General features: G+C 71.6%; 15 protein-coding genes. 11 read left to right on the top strand and 4 right to left on the bottom strand.

What is annotated here, in order from left to right; all coding sequences use genetic code 11:
* Positions 1-73: 73 nt before the first annotated feature.
* Entirely contained in the window at positions 74-682 is a 609-nt protein-coding gene (locus tag ACGFYV_RS32625) for a TetR/AcrR family transcriptional regulator (protein ID WP_393882124.1), read from the top strand.
* A 112-nt stretch (positions 683-794) separates the two neighbouring features.
* Here ACGFYV_RS32625 and ACGFYV_RS32630 read toward each other — a convergent pair whose 3' ends face one another.
* From ACGFYV_RS32630 to ACGFYV_RS32645, 4 genes are all read right to left on the bottom strand, one after another.
* Positions 795-1,118, bottom strand: coding sequence for a DMT family transporter (locus ACGFYV_RS32630; RefSeq protein ID WP_393882125.1), 324 nt, complete (start codon positions 1,116-1,118; stop codon positions 795-797).
* An 84-nt stretch (positions 1,119-1,202) separates the two neighbouring features.
* Positions 1,203-2,213, bottom strand: coding sequence for a ribosome small subunit-dependent GTPase A (gene rsgA / locus ACGFYV_RS32635; protein ID WP_393882126.1), 1,011 nt, complete (start codon positions 2,211-2,213; stop codon positions 1,203-1,205).
* Positions 2,214-2,229: 16 nt separating this feature from the next.
* Entirely contained in the window at positions 2,230-3,537 is a 1,308-nt protein-coding gene (aroA, locus tag ACGFYV_RS32640) for a 3-phosphoshikimate 1-carboxyvinyltransferase (protein ID WP_393882127.1), read from the bottom strand.
* Between the two features lie 242 nt (positions 3,538-3,779).
* Positions 3,780-4,502 carry a M50 family metallopeptidase gene (locus ACGFYV_RS32645; protein WP_393882128.1) on the bottom strand — a complete coding sequence of 241 codons (723 nt, stop codon included), beginning with the start codon at positions 4,500-4,502 and terminating at the stop codon, positions 3,780-3,782.
* 68 nt (positions 4,503-4,570) lie between these two features.
* On the opposite strand from ACGFYV_RS32645, the gene ACGFYV_RS32650 reads away from it, so the two are divergent.
* From ACGFYV_RS32650 to ACGFYV_RS32695, 10 genes are all read left to right on the top strand, one after another.
* Complete coding sequence (locus tag ACGFYV_RS32650) at positions 4,571-5,386, top strand: SOS response-associated peptidase (RefSeq protein ID WP_393882129.1); 816 nt, start codon at positions 4,571-4,573, stop codon at positions 5,384-5,386.
* A gap of 1 nt (position 5,387) precedes the next feature.
* Positions 5,388-6,014 (top strand): alpha/beta family hydrolase, encoded by a 627-nt coding sequence (locus ACGFYV_RS32655; RefSeq protein WP_393882130.1) that lies wholly within the window; start codon positions 5,388-5,390, stop codon positions 6,012-6,014.
* Positions 6,015-6,411: 397 nt separating this feature from the next.
* Positions 6,412-7,116, top strand: a complete 705-nt coding sequence (locus ACGFYV_RS32660; protein ID WP_393882151.1) for a sigma-70 family RNA polymerase sigma factor — start codon at positions 6,412-6,414, stop codon at positions 7,114-7,116.
* Positions 7,113-7,415, top strand: a complete 303-nt coding sequence (gene rsrA / locus ACGFYV_RS32665) for a mycothiol system anti-sigma-R factor (RefSeq protein WP_393882131.1) — start codon at positions 7,113-7,115, stop codon at positions 7,413-7,415. Before ACGFYV_RS32660 ends, rsrA begins: the two co-directional genes overlap by 4 nt.
* Positions 7,416-7,562: 147 nt before the next feature.
* Positions 7,563-8,870: an HD-GYP domain-containing protein gene (locus tag ACGFYV_RS32670; protein ID WP_393882152.1), complete on the top strand. Its 1,308-nt coding sequence runs from the start codon at positions 7,563-7,565 to the stop codon at positions 8,868-8,870.
* Positions 8,871-9,024: 154 nt separating this feature from the next.
* On the top strand, positions 9,025-10,287 hold the full coding sequence (locus ACGFYV_RS32675; protein WP_393882132.1) for an HD-GYP domain-containing protein: 1,263 nt from the start codon (positions 9,025-9,027) through the stop codon (positions 10,285-10,287).
* Between the two features lie 128 nt (positions 10,288-10,415).
* Positions 10,416-11,423, top strand: coding sequence for a tetratricopeptide repeat protein (locus ACGFYV_RS32680; RefSeq protein ID WP_393882133.1), 1,008 nt, complete (start codon positions 10,416-10,418; stop codon positions 11,421-11,423).
* Positions 11,424-11,619: 196 nt separating this feature from the next.
* Positions 11,620-12,270, top strand: coding sequence for a peptide deformylase (gene def, locus ACGFYV_RS32685; RefSeq protein WP_393882134.1), 651 nt, complete (start codon positions 11,620-11,622; stop codon positions 12,268-12,270).
* Between the two features lie 228 nt (positions 12,271-12,498).
* On the top strand, positions 12,499-13,578 hold the full coding sequence (gene cyc1 / locus ACGFYV_RS32690) for an epi-isozizaene synthase (protein WP_393882153.1): 1,080 nt from the start codon (positions 12,499-12,501) through the stop codon (positions 13,576-13,578).
* Positions 13,578-14,948, top strand: a complete 1,371-nt coding sequence (locus ACGFYV_RS32695) for a cytochrome P450 (protein WP_393882135.1) — start codon at positions 13,578-13,580, stop codon at positions 14,946-14,948. Before cyc1 ends, ACGFYV_RS32695 begins: the two co-directional genes overlap by 1 nt.
* Positions 14,949-14,974 lie beyond the last annotated feature (26 nt).

Consider the following 14,974-nt stretch of genomic DNA (forward strand, 5'->3'; position numbering starts at 1 on the left):
GTCGCGCACCCTTGACAGTGCATGCGTGCGCGTCAAATCTGGGCGCAGAGTTGCCTGCCCCAGGGAGGCGAGGATGCCTGCTGCCCGGGATTCGCTTCTGGACGCCGCTTACACGGCGCTTGCGCGCCGGCCGTGGTCCACGGTGCGGATGGTCGACGTGGCCGCGTCGGCCGGGGTGTCCCGGCAGACCCTGTACAACGAGTTCGGCAGCAAGGACGGACTGGCCAGGGCGCTGGTACGGCGGGAGGCCGACGGGTATCTCGCCGGGGTGGAGCGGGCGCTCGCCGCGCACACCGACCCGCGCGACCGCCTCACCGCCACCGCCGAGTGGACGGCCTCGGCCGCCCGGGACAACGCTCTGGTGCGGGCCATGCTCACGGGGTGCTGGAGCGAGCGCCTGCCCGCGCCCGCCCTGACCGGTGTGCCGTCCTCCTCCGTCGTACCGGCGCAGCGTCGTGCGGACGGGCCGCTGCCGTCGCCCGGCGACCTCGTGCGGATCGTGCGGGACCGGGCCGTGGTCGCCCTGTCCGGCCCCGGTGCCGTCCCCTCCGACACCGCCGAACTGGCCCTGTCCTGCGAACTGGTCGTCCGCCTCGCCGTCTCCTGCGTGGCCGCGCCGCCGCCGGGCGAGGGCGGGGTGGCGGGCCTGGTGCGTGGTGCCCTGCACCATCAGGCGGCGTGAGTCACGTTCCCGGTGAGACCGGTGAGACCGGTGAGACCGGTGAGACCGGTGAGAGCGGCGAGACCGGTGAGACTGGAGAGACCGGTGAGAGCGGCGTGCTGCCGGTCAGGCGCTAGTGGGCCGAGCCCGACAGTTGGAGGCCGATCACTCCGATGATGACCATCGAGATCGAGACGATCTTCAGGGTCGACACCAGATCGCCGAGGAAGACCATGCCGTAGATCGCGGTGCCCGCCGCTCCGATCCCGGTCCACACCGCGTACGCCGGGCCGACGTCGAGTTTCTTCAGGGAGAGGGTCAGCAGGCCGAAGCTGCCGAGGGCGAAGCTGGCGAACGCGATCGTCGGCCACAGCCGGGTGAACCCGTGCGAGAGCTTCAGGCACACGGCGAAGCCGGTCTCCAGAATCCCGGCCACGACGACCAGCAGCCACGCCATGCGCTGTCCTCCCGTAGGTCCGGCTCCCCGGCTGGGTGCGATTATGCACTTACCAGCACCGGGCCCCGGCAAACAACGCGATACTCAGTCGCCTTCCCGGCGCTCCCGCGTCGACAGCAGCCGGCGCAGCGAGTACAGCCGGGCCGGGTCCGCGTGACCCTCCGCCACCCACGCGTCCAGCGCGCAGTCCGGCTCGTCGTGGCTGCACGCGCGCGGGCACCCCTCGGTGCCCGGTTCCAGGTCGGGGAAGGCATGGATCACCCGGGTCGGGTCGATGTGCGCGAGCCCGAAGGAACGGACGCCCGGGGTGTCGATGACCCAGCCGTCCCCGTCGGCCAGGGGCAGGGCGAGCGCCGAGGTGGTGGTGTGCCGGCCCCGGCCCGTCACCGCGTTGACGTGTCCCGTCGTACGCCGCCGCTCCTGCGGTACGAGCGCGTTGACCAGGGTCGTCTTGCCGACGCCCGAGTGCCCCACGAACGCGGTGACCCGGCCGCCCAGCTGCTCCAGCACCCGCTGCGCCGCGTCCCCGTTCGCCAGTTCCTCGCGGCTGGTGACGACGTACGGGATGTCCAGGTCGCCGTACAGCTCCAGCAGCTTGCCCGGCGGGGCCAGGTCCGACTTGGTCATCACCAGCAGTGGTTCCAGGCCGCCGTCGAAGGCCGCGACCAGGCACCGGTCGATCAGCCGCGGGCGCGGCTCGGGGTCGGCGAGGGCGGTGACGATGGCGAGCTGGTCGGCGTTGGCGACGACGACCCGCTCGTAGGGATCGTCGTCGTCCGCCGTACGGCGCAGCAGCGAGGAACGCTCCTCGATCCGCACGATCCGGGCCAGGGTGTCCTTCTTGCCGGACAGATCGCCGACCAGGGCCACCCGGTCGCCCACCACGGCCGCCTTGCGGCCCAGTTCGCGGGCCTTCATGGCGATGACGGGACGGTCGTCGACCAGGCAGGTCAGCCGGCCCCGGTCGACGGTGAGGACCATGCCCTGCGCCGCGTCCTCGTGCTTGGGCCGGATGTTGGTCCGCGGCCGGTTGCCCTTGCGGTTGGGACGGGACCTGATGTCGTCCTCGTCGGTGTGCTTGCCGTAGCGGCGCATGGTTCCAGTCCGCCCGTCAGTTCCCGAGCATCCCGGTCCACAGGTCGGGGAAGTCCGGCAGGGTCTTCGCCGTGGTCGCCACGTTCTCGATCCGCACGCCCTCGACCGCCAGGCCGATGATCGCGCCGGCCGTCGCCATGCGGTGGTCCTCGTAGGTGTGGAAGGTCCCGCCGTGCAGCGCGCGCGGGCGGATGTGCAGGCCGTCGGCCGTCTCGGTGACGTCACCGCCGAGTTCGTTGATCTCCTTGGTGAGCGCGGCCAGCCGGTCCGTCTCGTGCAGCCGCAGATGGGCCACGCCCCGCAGGGTCGAGGGGGAGTCGGCGAGCGCCGCGACCGCGGCGATGCCCGGGGTCAGCTCGCCCACGTCGGACAGGTCCACATCGAGGCCGTGGACGGCACCCGAACCGGTGAACACCAGCCCGTACTCGGTCAGTTCGCAGGAACCGCCCATCTCGGTGAAGATCTCCCGCAGCCGGTCACCGGGCTGGGTGGTCCGCTCCGGCCAGTCCGGGATCAGCACCTTGCCGCCGGTGACCAGGGCCGCCGCCAGGAACGGCTGCGCGTTCGACAGGTCGGGCTCGACGGTCAGGTCCCGGCCGAGGAGCGCGCCCGGGGTCACCCGCCACACGTTCGGCTCGCCGCCCGACTCCGGGGTGTCCACCTGGGCGCCGACCGCGCGCAGCATGTCCACCGTCATCCGGATGTGCGGCATCGAGGGCAGGCTCGCGCCCGTGTGCCGGACCTCGACGCCCTGGTTGAAGCGGGGGCCGGACAGCAGCAGCGCGGAGACGAACTGCGAGGACGAGGAGGCGTCGATCGAGACCGGGCCGCCCTCCAGGGCCCCGCTGCCGTGCACGGTCAGCGGCAGTGCGCCCCGGCCGTCGTCGTCGATCCGGGCGCCGAGGACGCGCAGCGCGTCGATCACGCCGTGCAGGGGCCGCTCGTACGAGCGCGGGTCGCCGTCGAACCTGATGGGACCGTCGGCCAGCGCGGCCACCGGCGGCAGGAAGCGCATCACCGTGCCGGCGTTGCCGACGTCCACCGTGGCCGGGCCGTGCAGGCCGGTGGGCAGCACCCGCCAGGCCTCCCCGGAACCGTCCGGGCCGACCCCTTCCTCGATCTCCACGCCCATCGCGCGCAGCGCACCGGCCATCAGCAGGGTGTCGCGGGAGCGCAGCGGACGGCGCAGCCAGCCGGGCTCGGACGCGAGGGCGGCGAGCACGAGGGCGCGGTTCGTCACCGACTTGGACCCGGGGACGTGAACCGTCGCGTCGACGGCCCCGCTCGCGTGCGGGGCGGGCCAGAGGGCGGGGGATTCGGGCATGAGCCCACTCTATAAGGAGGGCCCCGAGGGGGCGGTCCCCGTCCATGGCCGAGCAGGGCCGGACGACACCGGACGACACCCCCCAGGGGCGTGCCGTCACCCCTCCAGCGGCCAGGTGCTTCAGTCTCCCAGCGGTCGCGTGCCTCAGCCCGTCAGCAGTCGCGTGCTTCAGCCCGTCAGCGGCCACCTGCCGCACCCCCTCCAACGGCCACCTGCCGCACCTCCTCCAACGGCCACCCGCCTCACCCCTCCAGCAGCCACCTGCCCCCGCCGATCAGCGAGCACAGCGACACCGCGTGGAACAGGAACAGCCACAGCCCCGCCGGTACGTGCGTCAGGCGCGCCAGCTGGTCCGGGTCCGAGTCGCCGGCGCCTCCCCGCCGCCGTTTGGCCTGGAGCTCGAAGGCCGGCCGGACCCCGCCCAGCAGCAGGAACCACACCACCACGTACGCGAACGCCGCCTGCACCTGAGGTCCCGTCAACCAGGACACCAGCAGAAACGCACCGCCCGCCACGACCACGGTCAGCACGCCGTACGCGTTGCGGATCATCACCAGCATCACCAGCAACAGGGCGGTCGCCGCCCACAGCAGCAGCGTGATGCGTCCGCCGGCCAGCAGCGCGGCTCCGCCGAGGCCCAGCAGCGGGGGCGCGGTGTAGCCCGCCGCCGCCGTGAGGATCATGCCCAGGCCGTACGGCTTGCCACGGCTGACCGTGAGCCCGCTGGTGTCGGAGTGCAGCCTGATGCCGGTGAGCTTGCGGCCGGTGAGCAGGGCGATCAGGCCGTGGCCGCCTTCGTGGGCGATCGTGATCGCGTTGCGGGATATCCGCCACAGGCCGTGCGGGAGGATCACGGCGAGCGCGGCGACCAGCGTGGCCAGGACCACCCACAGGTCCGGGTCGGGCTGGGTACCGGTCAGCCGGTCCCAGACGTCGGGCAGCGCGGTGGCGGCGAGGCTGTCCATGACTCGGGGTGGCTCCTGTCGTCGAAGATGGTGGCCGGGCGACGGGTGGGCCTGGCAGTGTGACACGTATGTGCGGACGGTATGCATCCAGTCGTAGGCCCGAGGATCTCGCGGGAGTCTTCGAGGTCGGGAAGTGGGATCCCGAGGAGAGTCTCGAACCGGACTACAACGTGGCGCCGACCAAGGAGGTCTACGCCGTCCTCGACCGTCCTGTGAAAGACGCGGAATCACCGCGTCCGGTTCGCCAGCTGCGCACACTCAAGTGGGGACTCGTGCCCTCCTGGGCCAAGACGCCCGAGGGCGGCGCCCGGATGATCAACGCCCGCGCGGAGACCGTGCACGAGAAGCCGGCCTACCGCCGCGCCTTCGCCGCCCGGCGCTGCATCATCCCCGCCGACGGCTACTACGAGTGGGTCACCGGCAAGGACGAGCGGAACCTTGAGGTCGAGGGGAAGAAGAAACGGCCGCGCAAGCAGCCGTACTTCGTGCTCCCGGCGGACGGCTCGGTGTTCGCGATGGCCGGGCTGTACGAGTTCTGGCGCGACCGCACGCTGCCCGACGACCACCCGCAGGCCTGGTGGGTGACCTGCTCGGTGATCACCACCGAGGCGGAGACGAGCCCGCTCGCCGTCGCCCCGGCACAGGGCCCGCACACGCTCGCCGAGATCCACCCCCGGATGCCGCTGATGCTCACTCCGGACCGCTGGGACGCCTGGCTCGACCCCGCCCGCACGGACCCCGACTCCCTGCGCGACCTGCTGGCCCCGCCGCCCGAGGGCCTGATGCGCGCGTACCCCGTCTCGACGGCCGTCAGCAACGTCCGCAACAACGGCCCGGAGCTGCTGAAGGAGCTGGAGGGCCCGGAAGAGGGCACACTCTTCTAGCGTGATCGAGATTGTCGAGACGGACGCCGGGACCGCGCGCATCACCTGGCACCGGGCGAAGAAGGCACGGTTCGTGCTGGCCGTCAGTCATGGGGCCGGCGGCGGCATCGAGGCGCGGGACCTCAGGGCACTGGCCGAGGTGCTCCCGGAACACGGTGTGACCGTGGCCCTCGTCGAGCAGCCCTGGCGCGTCGCAGGCCGGAAAGTCGCTCCGGCGCCGAAGACCCTGGACACCGGCTGGCGCGGCATCTGGCCCGCGCTGGCCGGCATGGAACTGCCGGTCATCTCCGGCGGTCGCAGTGCCGGAGCCCGCGTCGCCTGCCGCACCGCCACCGAGCTGGGCGCCCATGCGGTGCTCGCCCTCGGCTTCCCGCTGCACCCGCCCGGCAGGCCGGAGAAGTCCCGCGCGGAGGAACTGCTCGGGGCCGGGGTGCCCACGCTCGTCGTCCAGGGCGGCAACGACCCCTTCGGGAAGCCGGAGGAGTTCCCCGAGGGCACGTACACGCTGGTCGAGGTGGCGTACGGCGATCACGGGTTCGCCGTGCCCAAGCGCGCGGAGATCACCCAGGAACGGGCACTGGAGATCGTCACCGACGCGGTCGTGGAGTGGGTCACCACACTCGGGTGACGCCAGGGGAACTCAGGTGACGCCAGGGGAACTCGGGTGACGCCAGGGGAACTCGGGTGACGCCAGGGAAACTCGGGTGACGCCAGGGAAAGTCGGGCGACGCCAGGGAAACTCGGGTGACGCCAGGGAAAGTCGGGCGACGCCAGGGAATGTTGCGCGGTGGATCCCTGTTGAGCCGGACAGGAAGTGCCGGAGCCCCGGCACAGACGTCTGGCGAGAGGAAGTCCGCCGCATGGGTTCGACCACCTGCCCGAGCCGCGACGCCCGCGCCGACCTGGACTGGACGGTGCTGCACGCGGCCAGGACCGCTCCCATTCGAGCGGCGGACGGCACGGGTCGTGTTCTATCCTCCGAGACGAGTGGGATCGGTTTCGGTCCCGCCCGGGATCTTGAGGAGGTGGGTCCGGTCACTGGGACCGACGCAGGGACCGACAACGGCCAGGCGGAGCCGCCCGAGGGCCAGGGCACGGGCGCGCAGACGTCCGGGACGAGCCCGGAGTCCGGAGCGGAGCGCACCGCGCGCTTCGAGCGGGACGCGCTCGAATACCTCGACCAGATGTACTCGGCCGCGCTGCGCATGACGCGCAACCCGGCCGACGCCGAGGACCTGGTGCAGGAGACCTACGCCAAGGCGTACGCGTCCTTCCACCAGTTCCGTGAGGGCACCAACCTCAAGGCATGGCTGTACCGGATCCTCACGAACACCTTCATCAACTCGTACCGCAAGAAGCAGCGCGAACCTCAGCGCAGTGCGGCCGAGGAGATCGAGGACTGGCAGCTGGCCCGCGCCGAGTCGCACATGTCGACCGGTCTGCGCTCGGCGGAGTCGCAGGCGCTGGACCACCTGCCCGACTCGGACGTGAAGGAAGCGCTGCAGGCGATCCCCGAGGAGTTCCGCATCGCCGTCTATCTCGCGGACGTAGAGGGCTTTGCGTACAAGGAGATCGCGGACATCATGGGGACGCCCATCGGCACGGTGATGTCCCGGCTGCACCGGGGCCGCCGTCAACTGCGCGGCATGCTGGAGGACTACGCACGCGAGCGCGGCCTGGTCCCGGCGGGCGCCGGAGAGTCGAACGAAGCGAAAGGTTCGGGCTCATGAGCTGCGGAGATCCGCACGAGACGGACTGCAGTGAGGTCCTCGACCACCTGTACGAGTTCCTTGACAGCGAGATGCCGGACGTCGATCGCGACAAGTTCCAGCACCACTTCGAGGAATGCTCGCCGTGCCTGGAGAAGTACGGCCTGGAGCAGGCCGTGAAGAAGCTGGTCAAGCGGTGCTGCGGCCATGACGACGTGCCCGCCGACCTCCGCTCGAAGGTCCTGGGGCGGATCGACCTGATCCGCTCCGGGCAGGCCGTGCCGGATCACGACGTGACGGCCTCGGCCCAGGAGGGCTGACCACCGCTGACCAACCCCGAGAACCCCCGAGAACCCCTGAGCACCCGCTTCACCCGAACGTGCTAATCCTCGGGCCATACGCCCCGCCCCCCGATCCCCGCCCCTAGGCTCCGAGCCCGGACAGGCAAGGTCGGGGGAGGGGGCGTGATGGAGGCGGTTCCGGCGAGGGCGCGGGTCTACGTGGTCTGCGCCGGCCTGGTGGCCGTGCTCTGTGTCCTGCGCGCGCCGGCCACGCACACCCCCTGGTGGGCGCTCGCCCTGCTCGCCGCGCTCTACGCGGTCTGCGAGCAGGTCGTACGGCGCCGCTCCGGCGGCACCTTCTACCCCGTCCTGCTCGCCGGGGCCTTCCTGCTGCCCCCGCCCGCCGCCGCGCTCGTCCCGCTGCCCGCCGCCCTGCTCCCCGGCGTGGAACACCCGCCCGTGCTGCTGCGCCGGGTGTGGCGGGCCGCGCGGCCCTCGCTCGCGGTCTGGGGAGCGGCTGAGGTGCACTGGGCGCTCGACGGCCGCGACGCCGTCCTGGCCTGCCACTTCCCGTACGTCCTCCTGCCCGCCGGGGCGGCCGTCCTCGCCTTCTGCCTGGTGCTCACCCTCCTCGACGGCGGAATCCTCGCCACCGTCGACCGGGTGCCGCTGCGGCGCGCCTGGCACGGGCTGTTCGGGCGCTGCCTCGCGCCGGTCGCCGTGCACGGACTCGCCGGGCTGATGATGGCCGTGCTGTGGCGCAGCCCGTACGGGCCCGTCGCCGCGCTGCTCGTGCTGCTGCCGATGGGCGTCTCCAGCTGGGTGTTCGCCCAGTACCACCGGGAGCGGGCCGCCCACCAGGCCACCATCCGCGCGCTGGTGCAGGCCGTCGACATCAAGGACGGGTACACCCGCGGCCACAGCGAGCGGGTCGGACAGGCCTCCGTGATGATCGCCCGCGAACTCGGCATGAACGACGAACGCGTCGAGGTGCTGCGCTTCGCCGGCATCCTGCACGACGTCGGCAAGCTCGGCGTGCCCACCCGGCTGCTGCGCAAGGACGGCCCGCTGACCCCCGAGGAGCGGCGGATCATCGAGCTGCACCCCGAGTACGGCCACGAGATGGTCCGCGGGATCTCCTTCCTCGACGAGGCCCGCGCCGCGATCCTGCACCACCACGAACGCCTCGACGGCAGCGGCTACCCGTACGGCCTGTCCGGCACGCAGATCCCCGAGTCCGCCCGTGTGGTCGCCGTCGCCGACGCCTTCGACGCGATGACCTCCACCCGCACCTACAGCAGGGCCCGCCCGGTCGGAACCGCCCTGACCGAGCTGGAGCGCTGCGCGGGCACCCAGTTCGACCCGCGCATGGTCAGGGCGCTCGTGCGGGCCCTGCGCCGGTTCGGCTGGCACCCGGCCGTCACCGCCGACGAGCCCGCGTACGGACTGCCGTCCCAGAAGCCCGCGCACAGCAGGTCGGGGGCGGAGCGATGAGAACACGCACGCGAGGCCGCCGCCGTGTCCGTGCCCGTGTTCGTGCCCGCAGCCACACCCGCACCCGCGGTCGCAGACGCCCGCACCCCCACCCGCGCCCGCACCCCCACCCGCGCCGTCGCCCCCACCGTCGCCCTCGTGAACGGGGCCGCCGATGACCGTCCGACGGCTCATCCACGGAACCGCCGTCCTCGTCGCGGCCGTCTGCCTCGCCGTGACCCTGTGGACCGGCATCGACGGACCGGGCGTGGCGCTCGCCTTCGGTGTGCTCATAGCCGTCGGTGAGCTGACCCGCTGGAGCGGCGCCGAGGTGCGGCAGGCCGCGCCGCTGGGCACCGCCGGATCCCTGTCGTACGCCCTGCTGGGCTCCGTCGCCGGGGACCCCGCGCGGCACGGCGCCGCCCAGGTCGTCACCGTCGTCCTCGCCGCCTCCCTGCTGGGCAGCGTCCCGCACATCTGGATGGGCCGCAGCCCGACCCTCGACCACCTGGCGCGCCGCGTCCTGTCCGTCGGCTTCGCCGCGGTCTGCTTCCAACCCCTCTACGACCGGGGGGTGTTCACGACCTGGGACGGCTCCGCGTACGCCCTGCTGCTCATCGCCCTGCTCGTCCTCACCGCCCTGTGCGACGCCGTCCTCGCCGCCGCCCTCGCCCGCTCCCGCACCGGCTGGCCCTTCGGCCCGCTGCTCCGCGACGAGTTGCGCGGACTGCTCGGCATCGGCTCAGCGGTGTGCGCCACCGGCGCGGTGATCGCCCTCGCGGTCGGCGTCGCCGGGCTGTGGGCGCTGCCGGTGTTCTGCCTGCCGCTGCTGCTGACACAGCTGTCCGTCCGCCGCTACGCCGCCGTGCGCGCCACCTACCGGCAGACCATCGCCTCCCTCGCCCGCGCCACCGAGATCGCCGGCTGCACCCCTTCCGGGCACGCCCACCGCGTCGCCGCACTCAGCCGTGCCGTCGGCCGCGACCTGGGCCTTTCGCGGCCCGAGCTGACCGTCCTGGAGTACGCGGCGCTGATGCACGACATCGGCCAGCTCAGCCTGGTCGACCCGGTGCCGGCGGGCGCCACGGCCGGCCTGCCCGCGCAGGAGCAGCGGCGCATCGCGCTGCTCGGCGGGGCCGTCGTACGGCAGACGGGCGTGGACGCGGCGGTCGCCGTCGTGGTCGAGCGGCAGGCGGACCCCTACCGGGAGCAGCCGGTCGCCGCGCGGATCGTACGGACCGTGAACGCGTACGAGGAGAAGGCCAGGGACGCCGGTCCCGAGGGGCCGCTCAGGGCCCTGGAGGAGCTGCGGCTGGCGACCGCCGGGGACTACGCTCCCGAAGTGGTGGAGTCGCTCGCCCGTGTCCTCTCCCGGCACTGGGGCGGCGGCGCACCCGCGTCCGGCGGCCGGGCGGCGGTGGTCGACCGGTGGGGCTGACCTTGCGTGTGACGGGGTAACCCATGGGTAATGAGCGCCTCTCCCGGCGTACGTGGTTGGATGCGAGGGAGAGGGTGTCCGGGGGCACAGGCCAGCCCACTGTGAACTGGAACTGGCAGGCGGGAATCGTGAGTATCTTCGGCAAGGGACGGCACCGGCCCTCCGCCTCCTGGCGGCAGGCGACCGACCGCGCGTTCACACTCATCGGTGACGGTCGCTACGAGGACGCGGGCGAACTGCTGACCCGCGCCGCCGACCTGGAACCCTGGCTGTCCGAGTCCTGGTTCAACCTCGCCCTGCTGCACAAGTTCCGGCACGACTGGGAGCAGGCCCGCGCCGCCGGACTGCGCGCGGTGGCCCTCCTCGACAAGGCGACCGGCGCCCCGGACTGGTGGAACGTCGGCATCGCCGCGACCGCCCTGCAGGACTGGCCGCTGGCCCGTCGCGCCTGGCAGGCCTACGGACTCAAGGTGCCCGGCGGCGCGGCCCGGCCGAAGCCCGGGGGAGGCTCCACCGCCACCGCCGAGCCGCTCGGCATGGAACTGGGCAGCGCGGCCGTGCGGCTGTCCCCGGAGGGCGAGGCCGAGGTCGTGTGGGGCCGCAGGCTGGACCCGGCGCGCATCGAGGTGCTGTCCATCCCGCTGCCCTCGTCCGGGCGGCGCTGGGGCGAGGTCGTGCTGCACGACGGCGTCCCGCACGGCGAGCGGACGACGTCCGCCGGGCACTCCTACCCGGTCTTCGACGAGATCGAGCTGTGGGCGCCCTCGCCCGTGCCCACCTGGGTGGTCCTGCTGGAGGCGGCCACCGAGGCGGACCGGGACGCGCTGGAGCAACTGGCCGCCGACGCGGGGTTCGCCGCGGAGGACTGGTCCTCCTCGGTGCGGCTGCTGTGCCGGATGTGCTCGGAGTCGCGGATGCCGTCGGACGAGGGGGAGGGCATCCATCTGGATCCGCACGACCACAGTGAGCCCGGTCATCCCGGACCACTGGGGCACCGGACGGACGGGCAGTTGTGGGTGCCCGAGCGTGAGTGCGGGGTGGCGGCGCCGGCTTCGCTGGTACGGGGGTTGCTGGACGGGTGGGTCGCGGACAGCCCGGACTCCAGGGACTGGCGGGATCTCGAAGAGGTCTGCTGAGGCCGGCTGCCGGGTGCCGCCTGCCGGGTGCGGGTCCGCTGGGTCCGGGTCTGCTGAGGCCGGTCGCCGGGTGCGGGTCCGCTGAGGCCGGGTCCGCTGTGGCCGGTCGCGCAGTTCCCCGCGCCCCTTGAGGGGGCTCGGCCCCTTACTCTGTACCCGCAGGATTTTCTTGGTCGCAGGAAGGCGTACGTCGGTCATGGCGCAGCAGGACACCGATCAGCAGCACGCGGGCGTGCTCCCCGTCGACGACGAGGGGTACGTCGTCGACACGGAGGACTGCGAGAAGCGCGAGCAGGACTGGCGTGAGCGCGGCACCTCGCGGGCGATCACGGTCGTCGGCAACCCGGTGCTGCACAAGGAGTGCAAGGACGTCACCGAGTTCGGCGCGGAGCTGGAGCAGCTGGTCGCGGACATGTTCGCCAGCCAGCGCACCGCCGAGGGCGTGGGCCTGGCCGCCAACCAGATCGGCGTCGACCTGAAGGTCTTCGTCTACGACTGCCAGGACGACGAGGGCACCCGGCACGTCGGCGTGGTCTGCAACCCCAAGCTGGTCGACCTGCCCGCCGACCGGCGCCACCTGGACGAGAGCAACGAGGGCTGCCTGTCCGTGCCGACGGCGTACGCGCCGCTCGCGCGCCCCGACTACGCCGAGGTGACCGGCCAGGACGAGAAGGGCAACCCGGTCAAGGTCCGCGGCACCGGCTACTTCGCCCGCTGTCTGCAGCACGAGACCGACCACCTGTACGGCTACCTCTACATCGACCGCCTGTCCAAGCGCGACCGCAAGGACGCGCTGCGGCAGATGGCCGAGAACGAGCCGCGCTACCCCGTGGTCGCCAACGACTGAGCAGCGACGACGCCTCCTTTCGACGCCCGGCCGGGATCACTCCCGGCCGGGCGTCGTTCGTGTGACGGTCGTAAGGTTCCCGGCATGAGGGGTGGTGAATGAAGCAAATCCGTTCCCCTGGCGGTCAGTTGTGGTGCTGAATGGGAAGTGCGGGGATACGCAACGGCGCACGCCCGGCACGACGGCAGGGAAGGGTGTGCGCTCCTGTCGGCTGAGAGGGGACTGTTCGTGCACGCTTTCTCACACGGCTCCACATCGTCGACGGCGGTGGTTGTACCGCCGTCCCTCGCACTCCCGGTGATCGAGGCAGAGTTTCCCCGGCAACTCCACCCGTATTGGCCGAAGGTTCAGAAGAACACGCGCCAGTGGCTGCTGGAAAAACGGCTCATGCCGGCGGACAAGGTCCGGGAATATGCCGATGGCCTTTGCTACACGGACCTGATGGCGGGGTACTACCTCGGTGCCCCGGACGAGGTCATGCAGGCCATAGCGGACTACAGTGCCTGGTTCTTCGTCTGGGACGACCGCCACGACCGGGACATCGTCCACGGCCGGGCCGGTGACTGGCGGCGGCTGCGGCACCGGCTGCACGCGGCTCTCGATGCGCCCAGGCATCATCTGCACCACCCGGACCCCGTGGTCGCGGGCTTCGCCGACTGTGTGCTGCGGTTCAACGGGTTCCTGCCGCACTCCTGGAACCAGCGGTTCGCCCGCCACTTCCACGCGGTGATCGAGGCATATGACAGGGAGTTCCGCAACCGGACCGAGGGATACGTGCCCGGCGTCGCGGAATACCTCGCCCTGCGCCGGCTCACCTTCGCCCACTGGATATGGACGGACCTGCTCGAACCGAGCGCCGGGTGTGAACTCCCGGACGCCGTGAGGAAGAACCCGGCCTATCGCCGTCCGGCGCTGCTGAGTCAGGAATTCGCCGCCTGGTACAACGACCTCTGCTCACTTCCCAAGGAAATAGCGGGCGACGAGGTGCACAATCTCGGAATCAGTCTCATCACGTATGAGGGGCTGACGCTCGAAGAAGCGGTGCGGGAGGTCAGGCGACGCGTCGAGGAATGCGTCACCGAATTCATCGACGCCGAGCGGGACGCGCTGAGGTTAGCCGACGGACTCGACGACGGCACCGTCCACGGAAAGGAACTCGGCGGCGCCGTGCGTGCCTGCGTGGGCAATATGCGGAACTGGTTCAGCTCCGTCTACTGGTTCCATCACGAGTCCGGCCGGTACATGGTCGACAGCTGGGACGACCGGTCCACACCCCCGTACGTCAACAACGAAGCGGCAGGTGAGTGATGACCCTGGAGTCTGTGAAGCCCGTGACGCCCGAGGCGTCCGGGCTGCGCGAACCGCCTCTCGCCGGCGGCGCCGTACCCGTGCTCGGGCACGGCCTGAAACTCGTCCGCGACCCGCTCGCGTTCATGTCCGGGCTGCGTGAGCACGGTGACGTCGTACGCCTCAAGCTCGGCCCCAAGACGGTGTACGCCGTCACCGCGCCGGCGCTCACCGGCGCCCTCGCGCTCAACCCCGACTACAAGATCGACGGGCCCCTGTGGGAGTCCCTCGAGGGCCTGCTCGGCAAGGAGGGCGTGGCCACCGCCAACGGCCCCCGGCACCGCCGCCAGCGGCGCACCATCCAGCCCGCGTTCCGGCTGGACGCCATCCCGGGCTACGGGCCGATCATGGAGGAGGAGGCGCACGCGCTCACCGAGCGCTGGCAGCCCGGACAGACCGTCGAGTGCACCTCGGAGTCGTTCCGCGTCGCGGTGCGCATCGCCGCCCGCTGCCTGCTGCGCGGCGAGTACATGGACGAGCGCGCGGAACGGCTGAGTATCGACCTGGCCACCGTCTTCCGCGGGATGTACCGCCGTATGGTCGTGCCGCTCGGGCCGCTGTACCGGCTGCCGTTCCCGGCCAACCGCGAATTCAACCGGGCACTGGCCGATCTGCACCTGCTGGTCGACGAGATCGTCGCCGAGCGGAGGGCATCCGGTCAAAAGCCGGACGATTTGCTGACGGCATTGCTGGAGGCGAAGGACGACAATGGCGACCCCATCTCGGAACAGGAGATCCACGATCAGGTCGTTGCGATCCTGACCCCCGGCAGTGAAACAGTCGCGTCCACGATCATGTGGCTGCTCCAGGTCCTCGCCGAACATCCGGGTCACGCCGAGAAGGTGCGGGCCGAGGTCGAATCGGTGACCGGAGGCGAGCCGGTCGGATTCGAGCACGTACGCAGGCTCACGCACACCAACAATGTGGTCGTGGAGGCGATGCGACTGCGGCCCGCCGTATGGATATTGACGCGGCGCGCGGTGGCCGAAACCGAGCTGGGCGGCTATCGCATTCCGGCCGGGGCGGACATCGTCTACAGCCCCTTCGCCATTCAGCGGGACCCGCACTCCTACGAGCGGAATCTCGACTTCGACCCCGACCGGTGGCTGCCGGAACGGGCCAAGGACGTGCCGAAGTACGCGATGAGCCCGTTCAGCGTGGGCAACCGCAAGTGCCCCAGCGACCACTTCTCCATGACCCAGCTGACCCTGATCACCGCGGCGATCTCGGCGAAGTACCGCTTCGAGCAGGTCAGCGGGTCGAACGACACCACGCGCGTGGGCATCACGCTCCGGCCGCACGACCTGCTGCTGAGGCCCGTGCTGTGGTGACGCACCGAGCGACGGACGCGGCGACG

Source organism: Streptomyces sp. NPDC048297, assembly GCF_043201585.1.
Taxonomy (GTDB): domain Bacteria; phylum Actinomycetota; class Actinomycetes; order Streptomycetales; family Streptomycetaceae; genus Streptomyces.